Below are 8,979 nucleotides of genomic sequence, written 5' to 3' on the forward strand. Positions count from 1 at the left end.
GCGCTCCCACCCCGATCGAGTGAACAGCTTCTGGGCGGAACGCCCCAGAAGCTGTTCACTCGATCGGATGGGGGTGGGGCTCCTCGGTGGCCCCCGGACTGCGCAGCACCCGGGCCGCCAGAGCGTGCGCCGCCTCGACGCTGCGCACGAGGTCACCGGCATTCCTGAGGTAGCTGGTGAGAAAGCCGGCGTTGAAGGCGTCACCAGCACCTGTGAGGTCGCGCACGTCCTCCACCGGATCCACGGGGACCGTTGCGAGGACCTCCCCGTCCTTCATCACGGTCGTCGCCTCCTTGCCGCGGCGCGCGAGGAGGACCGCGCCCGGGAACCGGTCCAGTCCAGCACCCGGCCGACCGCCCTCGGCCAGTCCGAGGACCTCGCACTCGTCCTCGTTCGCGGAGATGAAGTCCGGCCGGCACCGCTTCACGAGATCGACGAAGGCCTCGACGCCGTAATGCCGGATCAAGCCCGTCGACGACAGGTCGAAGGACACGAGGCCGCCACGCTCGTGCTGGCGCGCCACGGCGTCGAGCACCGCGTCCGCCGTGGACCCCGATTCGAATGAGTAGGCGGTGACATGGAGGATCTCAAGGTCTTCGAGCCACGCCGGGTCGATGTCGACCAGCCGCGCGTTAGCTGCGCGGGACGGGAACATCGTCCGCTCCCCCAGCTCGTCGATGAGCAGCACGATCATGCCGGTGCTCGCGCTCCGGTCGACCTGGAGGCAGACCTCGACGCCGCGCCCGTCGAGCTCCTGCCGCAGGACGTGACCGCCGAGGTCGTCACCGACGCAGCCGATGAAGCGCGTCGAATACCTCGGCCCGGCAAACGCGGCCACGTTGGCGGCCGACCCGCCTCGGCGCATGACGATCTCGGACTTCGTGTCGGTCGCCTTGCGCTGCGGCTCGAGCTGCCAGACGACGACGTCCTGGACGACGTCGCCGATGACACCGAGCACTAGGCGCCCCGGTCGGCTGGGGCCGCCTCGACCAGGGCCGCGGCGACCTCACAGGCCAGCCGGATGTTGTTGCGGTAGAGGGCGACGTTGGCATCCAGGCTGCGGCCCCCGGTGGCGCGGCGGATGTAGTCGAGCAGGTAGGGAGTGGACGCCTGGCCTCCGATACTGTCCTTCTCGGCCGCGGCCCAGGCCGCCTCGATAACGCCTTCGAGCTCAGCCGGGTCGAGCTGCTCAGCCTCGGGCACCGGGTTTGCGACGAGCACGCCGCTCGGCACGCCGAGCGCACGCTGGGTGGTCAGGACGGTGGCGATGTCCGCCGGCGAGTCCACCCGGGCGTTCACCGGATAGCCGGAGTCGACGACATAGAAGCCCGGGTAGCGGTTCGTCCGATAGCCGATGACCGGAACGCTCAGCGTCTCGAACCGCTCCAGCGTGGCCGGGATGTCGAGGATCGCCTTGGCACCGGAGCTGATGAGCACGATCGACGTCCGGGACATTGCGATGAGGTCCGCCGACTCGTCGAAGGTCTTCTCCGCGCCGTGGTGCACGCCGCCGAGGCCGCCCGTCGCGAAGACGTCGATACCCGCCGCCCGCGCGAGGAAGGCTGTCGCCGCGATGGTCGTCCCGGCGTTCTTCTTCGTCACCGCGCCGATGGCGAGCTCGCGGATCGAGGCCTTGTCGGCGTCGTCGTCGCCACCCAGCTCCCGGATCTCGTCCTCGGTCAGGCCGACGACGGGCGTCCCACGGTGCACCCCGATGGTGGCTGGGACGGCACCGGCAGCCCGGATGATCTCCTCCCCCTCGAGGGCCACCTCGACGTTGCGCGGACGGGGCAGCCCGTGGGTGAAGATCGTCGACTCGAGCGCGACGACGGGCCGGCGTGCAGACAGCGCTTCGGCGACGGGTTCAGCGACACGGATCAAGGCAGGGGTCGAGGTAGGGGTCGACATGGGTTCCTCCCGGATCGTCGGTGAGACCCAACGTTAGGCCAGTCAGCCGTCAGCTGGCAGCCTGCTTGACGAGCTCGGCGATCTGCTTCTCTACCGACTCGGTGAGCTTGACGATCGCAAACGACGTCGGCCACATGTTGCCGTCGTCGAGGGCAGCCGTGTCCTGGAACCCCAGCGTCGCGTAGCGGGCCTTGAACTTCGCCGCGTCCTGGAAGAACAGCAGCACCTTGCCGTCCTTGGCATAGGAGGGCATCCCGTACCAAAGCCGTGGTGCCAGATCGGGGACCGCCGCCATGACGACCTCGTGGACCCGTTGCGCCATGGCGCGGTCCGGCTCCGCCATGTCGGCGATCTTGTCGAGGACGGCCTGCGTGTCGTCCACCTTGGTCTTCTTGCCGCCCTTGGCGGCCTTGAGCTCCTGCGCGCGCTCCTTCATCGCGGCGCGTTCCTCCGCAGTGAATTTGTCCGCGCTCGCGTCGTCCCGCTTGGTCGTCTTTCCTGAAGTTGCCATGCGCCCATTGTTGGCCTCCGCGGGCCCGCGGCGCTTCTCCGAAACTGACCGACTGTTCTCCCGCGCAGTCGCCGACCCGGCACGAACTGCACATTCGACGGGAATCGAGCCCAGCGGCATACGGCTTGATGGTCTTGTCAGACACCGTGCCGACGAGCACGATTCACGTCTCGGTTGACCGCCCAGGCGTCGCCCACCGGGCCCAGATGACGCAGCTTGTCCGGGTTCAGGACTCCGCGGATCGTCTGCACCCGGCCGCCCAGGATGTCGAGGGCCAGGGTGCCGATGACCCGCCCGTCGGCGTCCCTCAGGATCGCGCCGGGTTCGCCGTTCACCTCATGCGGCTCCACGCCCAGGTCGACCGCGGCGACGGCCGGGACGAGCCCCTCGAGCACCCGGATGACCCGGTCGAGGCCCGTGACGCCCCTCGCGAAGGCGGGCGCCTTGCCGCCACCATCCCCGATGATCTGGACATCGGCGGCAAGAAGGTCTTGCAGCTGACCGAGCTCGCCATCACGAAGCGCGGCGAAGAACCGCTCAGCCAGCTGCTCGCGTTCGCGTCGGTCGGCATCGAACCGCGGCTTGCCCGCGTCCATGTGCCGCCTCGCCCTCGACGCCAGCTGGCGACAGGCGTCCTCGGATCGCCCGACGGCAGAAGCGATCTCGTCATACTCGAAGTGGAACACCTCCCGCAGGACGAAAACCGCCCGTTCGAGCGGGCTGAGCCGTTCCAGGAGCAGCAACGCAGCCATCGACACTGAGTCAGCGAGCTCCGCCGACCGGGCCGGGTCGTCGTACGGGTCGGCGATCAACGGCTCCGGGAACCAGGGTCCGACGTACTCCTCCCGCCGGACCCGAGCAGAGCGCAGGACGTCGATGGAGACCCGAGTGACCACGGCCGAGAGGAACGCCTTTGTCGAGACGGGTTCCGTCTGCGTGGCCTCGAAGCGGAGCCAGGTCTCCTGCACCGCGTCCTCTGCCTCGACCACGCTCCCGAGAATCCGATAGGCGATCGCGAAGAGCAGCGGCCGCAGTTGCTCGAACTCCTCGGCCTTGCTCCCAACCGCGCTCACGCGAGCTCCTTCTTGAACCCCAGCCGCCACGACGGGTAGCGCAGCTCCCAGCCCAGCTCGCGCTTGGCCTTGGCGTTGGAGAACCCACGCCCCTGCGTCAGCATGCCCACCGCCATCTCGCCGGCCAGCAGCCGGACCAGCCAGGCCGGCAACCGCCGGGGCGGCTTCGCGCCCAGACACTCCGCGAGGTAGGGCAGCCACTCACTGGCGGGCGCGGGCTCGTCGTCGACGATGTTGTACACGCCGGTGGCGCGCTGCTCGATCGCCAGGACGGTCGCACCGGCCGCGTCGTCGATGTGGACCCATGACGTGTACCCGGTGCCACCGCCGACCAGGGGGACCAGTCGCTTCCGCACGAGCCTGAGCTGGTCGTCCCACGCACCCGGCCCGTAGAACCCGCCGTATCGCAGCACGACACCCCCAGCACCGACGACGGCCTTCTCGAGGTGCTGCACGGCCTTCGTGCCCTCGATCACCTCGAGCGGGTCCTCCTCGCTCTTGATCCAGCCGCCCTCGCGCTTGCCGTTCATGCTCGCGTGGCTTTGCGCGACGAAGTGGGCCACACCCGTCGCCTCGGCCGCCGCGAGCAGATGGTCGTTGCCCTCGCTGCGCAGCCGGTTCGTCATCTCGAAGAAGCGACTCGCGTTCCTGAGGTTGGGCTTGCCGGCGTGTGCCTCGGACAGCCCGGTCATCTGGTTGACGACAACGTCCGGGCGAGCCGCCGCAACCGCCTCGCCAACCGCTGCCGCAGCGAGGCCGTCCATGACGACCCCATCCGCGCCGAGCCGCTCGAGCAACCCCAGCTTGGCTGGGCTCGTCGTCGTGGCGGTCACCTGGTGCCCGTTTGCCACGAGCTGCGGAATGAGCCGCCGTCCCATGACCCCGCTGCCTCCGGCCACGAATACCCGCATCACGTCACTCTCCTCGTCAATAGTGGGTCTTTCCACCCCGAGACGAGGCAGCGCGCCCGTCCGTGACACGGCCACACGCCTTGGGCCGTATGCCGCTGAGCTGGCCCAGCGGCATACTTCCCTTGTGCAGTTGGCCGGGTCAGCCGGGGAGCCAGGTGGTCAGCGCCTCGGAAACCCGGGGCTGCGTGAAGAAGGAGCAGTGCCACGTGCCGGCCTCGGACGTGAGGTGAAGCGAGCGCTGCTCGGGGACCCGGAACCCGAGCTCCCCAGCAACGAACCCGACCCCTTCGGAGGGGACCACCCCGTCGTTGGCGCGGTCGCCGAAGATCTTGTCCAGTGCTGAATCAGGGAGGCGCCAGAGAGCGGCCAGCGAACCGGTGGGCTCGAAGTCGGCGTCGATGGCATAGAGCCGACTCTCCTCCGGCGCCGCGGAGGCGATCAGGGACAGGAACTCGCCGCCGGGCCGCATCGCGGCCAGCCCGGGAAGTCCGCCCAGAGCACCCTGACCGATGATCTTGACCACCTCGAGGACGGCATCGAGCACGTCGACGACCACCGACCACGGCCCCGGAGGAGCGAGGTCGAGCAGGGCCGTGACCCGGTCGACGAACGAGCCCAGGTGCTTGCCGTCAGCGAGCGGGGTTCCGGAGTTCGGGCTGGCGACGAAGATGGTGCGTCCGATGGTGAGGCGGCCCCCCGAGCGAACGGCCGCGTCGGCCAGAGCCCGCGCCACGAGACCGCCACGGCTGTGGCAGACGAGGTCGACATCGACGGCAGAACCGGGCCCGAGATCGCGCAGGACGCCGAGGAGGTCATCGGCATTGCGGACCGGGTCGACGGACAGGGTCGGGTGGTCGAGCGCAAACACCCGACCCTCGTAGCGCGTGGCGAGCAGCTCCATCGTCGGTGCCGGGAGCGCTCCGAACGACCCATGGCCCGTGCTGAAGGCGCCGTGCAGGAAGAGCAGCGATCGTCCGGCGGTCAGCCGCGAGGCGTCGAAGCCGTCGCTCACCACCGCCGCACCGTAGGCCGCCGGGCCGAAATCACGCAGGCGTGTTGGCCGGTGCGACTCCTCCCACCTGCTCGCGACCAGCTGCGCGGCGGCGCCGACGAGTTCGTCGACGATCGCGTAGACGAGGACAGACAGGATCTTCTTGCCGATCAGGGTGATCAGGGACCGGTCCCCAATGGGGGCGTCCTCGCCCTCGGCCACGCGCGGAGTGCCGACTGCACTGGGCACGACGAAGCGGACCGTCGCACCGCCTCCGCGCGAGGCGTCTTTAAGCGAACCGCCTTGCCCTCCCTGCGAACCCGCGCGGGCCCTCGGCTCCGGGTAGTGCCAGCTCGGTACCCCCGCCTCGTCCACCAGCAGCAGGACCTGGCCCCTCGTCGGGCCGAGGTCGGGCACGTCGAGCACCAGCCCGGGCTCGCCCTCGGCCGTCCGGACCTCGCCCGCGCGACCTGCTCCCCCACGAGTTCTGGGCGCGGTCGTCGCGTCGATCTCAACGGCCACGGCCTGCCGCATCCCGGCCCGCGCCAGCGCGTCGTCCCACGCTTCGGTGGTTCGCTCCGGCTCACCCGAGCGACCGCCGAGTGGCCCGTCCTTCAGGACGGCATTGCCGCGCAGCCCCGGCGCCGTGATGACGACCCCCCGTCCCAGGTCGACTCGTCGCGCGGTTCCGTCCAGCTGTGCCATGGATGCCTCCGATCTGAGCGGCAGGAGCGGTCACGACTTCTCGAACGTCAGTTCCGGGTGCCCGTAGAAGACATAGGCCAGCGGAGTGGCCGTCTGCTGGTCCCAGTCACTGGCGTAGCGGGACCGGAGCTGCCGTAGCGACTCGGACACGGACGTCCCGGTCTTCAACGCGGCTTCGTAGAACTCCTCCGCGAACTGGCGCGCCACCAGGTCGTTGACGTTCCACAGGGGCGCCACGTAGCCGCTGCACCCCTCGGACACGAACGCTCCCGCCAGCCCGCCGTAGTCGCTCAGCACCGATCCTGCGGTCCCGACCTGGCAGGCATTCAGGAAGACGAAGGGCTTGGTCTCCCGGGTCAACGAGGAGCCTTGCACGACAAACGGATCCAGCCGGTGGTCCGAAGCACTGAGGATGATCCCGGTGTACTGCTGCATCGTCGGGCTCACCTCCCCGTGTGCGGCGACGTGCACGGCCGTCGGCCCGAAGGGCGCACCGTTGCGCTCCAGCTCGTTGCTCAGCAGCCGGCCGAAGTCGTCCTCCGTCGCCTTCAGGGGGAGCCCACCGTAGGCGAGCGCGATCGCCTTGCCCTCCTCGATGGCCTCGGGCAGGGGACGCAGGTTCGTGTCCGAGGCGTAGTCGCCGATGACGACGGCCAGGTGCGCCGCCGAGGCGGTGGTCGGCGGCGGCGTGGCCGGGCGATCGCCGCCACGTGGGGTACGGGTGATGGGCGGCACCCAGCGGCCCACGCGACAAAGGCAACCCAGCGGCATACCAACGCTCTCCCCCGGCGCCTCGGGAGGTAGGTCGGCCGGGTCGATGATGTCGTCTCCCACCCACGCCAGCTCCCACGGAACGTACGGCTCGTTGGTGACGATGAGGATGGACGGCACCTCGCCGGCTCCCTTCGCACGGTCCCACACCTCGGCGAACAGGCTCCAGAACTCCGCTGGCATCGCCCCGGTGACCGCACGGCCGATGCCGGTGACCGTCTTGCGCAGGAACGGCGAACCGACTTGCGCTGGAAGTTGGTTCATCAGCTGGACCGCGAACTCCCTTGCGGACTCGTTGCCCAGGTCGGTCGTGATCCGCATCGTCGGAAGCGCCACGTCGCTGTACCGCGTGTGCAACAGCCACTCGAGTTGGGCGTCGCCCTGCCGGTTGCGGACCTCGACCGTGATGTGGGGCGCGGGCACGTTCGGCGTCGGGGCCAGACTGGTCCCCCCTTCAAGGGGCGGTGTCGGTGCGGCTGGCGGGGCCGCGGCGCCCACGTGGACCTCACGCCAGGCACGGCCGACGACGTTGCCGTCGAACTCGTAGGACACCTCGACGACGCGCACGAGGTCGGTCTCGACCGGGTCCGCGACGACCGCGAACGTCGCTGTTGCCGCCTCCGGCGCCGACCGCGAGACGGTCAGCTCCTGGCGAACGCCGTCGGGGAAGCCGAGTCCGTGGCCCATCAACGACACGACGAACGGCAGGTTCTCCTGCTCGCGCGGGGCCACCACCGTGAACGCCGTGGCACCGGGCGCGCCGGACAGGCTGAAGCCCACAGCCACGTCGAACTGCTCGCCGGCCTTGACGGCATCGGGCGCCATCACGCGCGGGAAGGCCTGGAAGAGGGAGTCGCCGTATGCCGCTGGGCTGGCTTCCAGCCCGGTCGTGGGCTCTCCGCGTGGTGCGGGAGGAGCGGGGGCAGCAGGTTGGTCGAGGCCTCGGGTGCCGCCTCCGCCCCGGGTCGGACCGCCGCCGCGGGTGCCCTCCACGCCACCGCGCGTGGCGCTGCGCCGCGGGACGAGGACGCCGATGATGTCGTCACCATCCAGGACGACGGTGTGACCCCCAGCCGCGACGCGCTCTGCCTCCTCCGCGGACGTGGAGTGCAGGTCCACCTGCGGGCTCGCCTGCCACTCGTGCAGGTTGAGCGCGATGGTCAGCGTCGGGGCCGGGTTGCCCTGCAGTGCTGCCCGGAGGGTTCCGACGCTGAAGTCGTAGCAGTAGGTCGTGCCGTCCTCCTCGCGACGAACCACGACGGACACGTCATCGCGGAGGGGCTCGAGCCGCTGGAGTGCGACGTCCGGTGTGAGAGTGGACGGCAGCACGATCGCAGACCTGAACATGGTGGCTCCTCAGCCAGTCGTGGGCGAAGTGGTGGTTGTGGTGTCGGGAGACTCGGTTGTCGTGGACGAGCCGCCCTCGGGCGCGGGCGGCGAGTCGGTGTACGTGGCCTGGTTGTCCGTCGGCTCCGGATCCTTGGTGCCGCCGGCGTCCTCCACGGCACTCTCGGCACCGGCAGGCGCCTCTGCCTCAGCGCCGCGCATGGTCTCCCTGAGCGGCGGCAGGTCCGCGATCTCCATGGACTGCACGAACGGGATCGCGGGAGCCGGGCCCGTGGGTGAATCGGCGACCCGAGCGCTGTACCCGTCCCGACTGCGTTCGAGAACCACCTCGAACTCGTCATACTCCAGATCCTTCATCGCGGCCTCCCACGCCACGGATGGGGATAGTTCGACGATATGCCCGAGGTGTTCGCTATCGGACGAGAATCACCGAATCCCCGTGTTGTCCAGAGACCCAGCCATCCCGTGAAGATACGCACACGGCAGACGGGCCCTATGGCGCTGGCCGGCACCCAAGGCGGGGCTCCCGCCCAGGCGGCCCGCCCGCACGGCGAGTGCGCAGTCGGCGCCCGGTACGTTCCGCTGGCACCTTGGACAATCCAGCCCCGGCTGGGTTGTCGGCGACATCCGGGCCAAGAACGGGCCGCCGAGTGGGCCGCGGCTGGATTGTCGGAGGAGACCCGACGTGCAATCCCGATGCGAGTCCAGCAGGAACCTAGAATCGCGGCATGGAGCGGCCAGGAGAGCTCAACCTGGAGAGGC

Annotated in this window: 8 protein-coding genes; all 8 read right to left on the reverse strand. The window is 69.7% G+C overall.

The window, feature by feature from the left end:
• Positions 1–55 precede the first annotated feature (55 nt).
• Entirely contained in the window at positions 56–958 is a 903-nt protein-coding gene (locus tag VIR15_RS14390) for a carbohydrate kinase family protein (protein WP_331928814.1), read from the reverse strand.
• On the reverse strand, positions 958–1,908 hold the full coding sequence (locus VIR15_RS14395) for a pseudouridine-5'-phosphate glycosidase (RefSeq protein ID WP_331928816.1): 951 nt from the start codon (positions 1,906–1,908) through the stop codon (positions 958–960). The genes VIR15_RS14390 and VIR15_RS14395 overlap by 1 nt, the downstream gene beginning before the upstream one ends.
• A gap of 49 nt (positions 1,909–1,957) precedes the next feature.
• Positions 1,958–2,419: an iron chaperone gene (locus tag VIR15_RS14400; protein ID WP_331928818.1), complete on the reverse strand. Its 462-nt coding sequence runs from the start codon at positions 2,417–2,419 to the stop codon at positions 1,958–1,960.
• Positions 2,420–2,556: 137 nt separating this feature from the next.
• A complete protein-coding gene (locus VIR15_RS14405) occupies positions 2,557–3,492 on the reverse strand; it encodes an RNA polymerase sigma-70 factor (protein WP_331928820.1) in 936 nt (311 codons plus the stop codon).
• Positions 3,489–4,403 (reverse strand): NAD-dependent epimerase/dehydratase family protein, encoded by a 915-nt coding sequence (locus tag VIR15_RS14410; protein ID WP_331928822.1) that lies wholly within the window; start codon positions 4,401–4,403, stop codon positions 3,489–3,491. The genes VIR15_RS14405 and VIR15_RS14410 overlap by 4 nt, the downstream gene beginning before the upstream one ends.
• 139 nt (positions 4,404–4,542) lie before the next feature.
• Positions 4,543–6,099, reverse strand: coding sequence for an esterase/lipase family protein (locus VIR15_RS14415; RefSeq protein ID WP_331928824.1), 1,557 nt, complete (start codon positions 6,097–6,099; stop codon positions 4,543–4,545).
• Positions 6,100–6,129: 30 nt separating this feature from the next.
• Complete coding sequence (locus tag VIR15_RS14420; protein WP_331928826.1) at positions 6,130–8,217, reverse strand: TCAD7 domain-containing protein; 2,088 nt, start codon at positions 8,215–8,217, stop codon at positions 6,130–6,132.
• Positions 8,218–8,226: 9 nt separating this feature from the next.
• Positions 8,227–8,574, reverse strand: a complete 348-nt coding sequence (locus VIR15_RS14425; RefSeq protein ID WP_331928828.1) for a hypothetical protein — start codon at positions 8,572–8,574, stop codon at positions 8,227–8,229.
• Positions 8,575–8,979 lie beyond the last annotated feature (405 nt).

Source organism: Intrasporangium sp. (assembly GCF_036566125.1).
Classification (GTDB): Bacteria; Actinomycetota; Actinomycetes; order Actinomycetales; family Dermatophilaceae; genus Intrasporangium.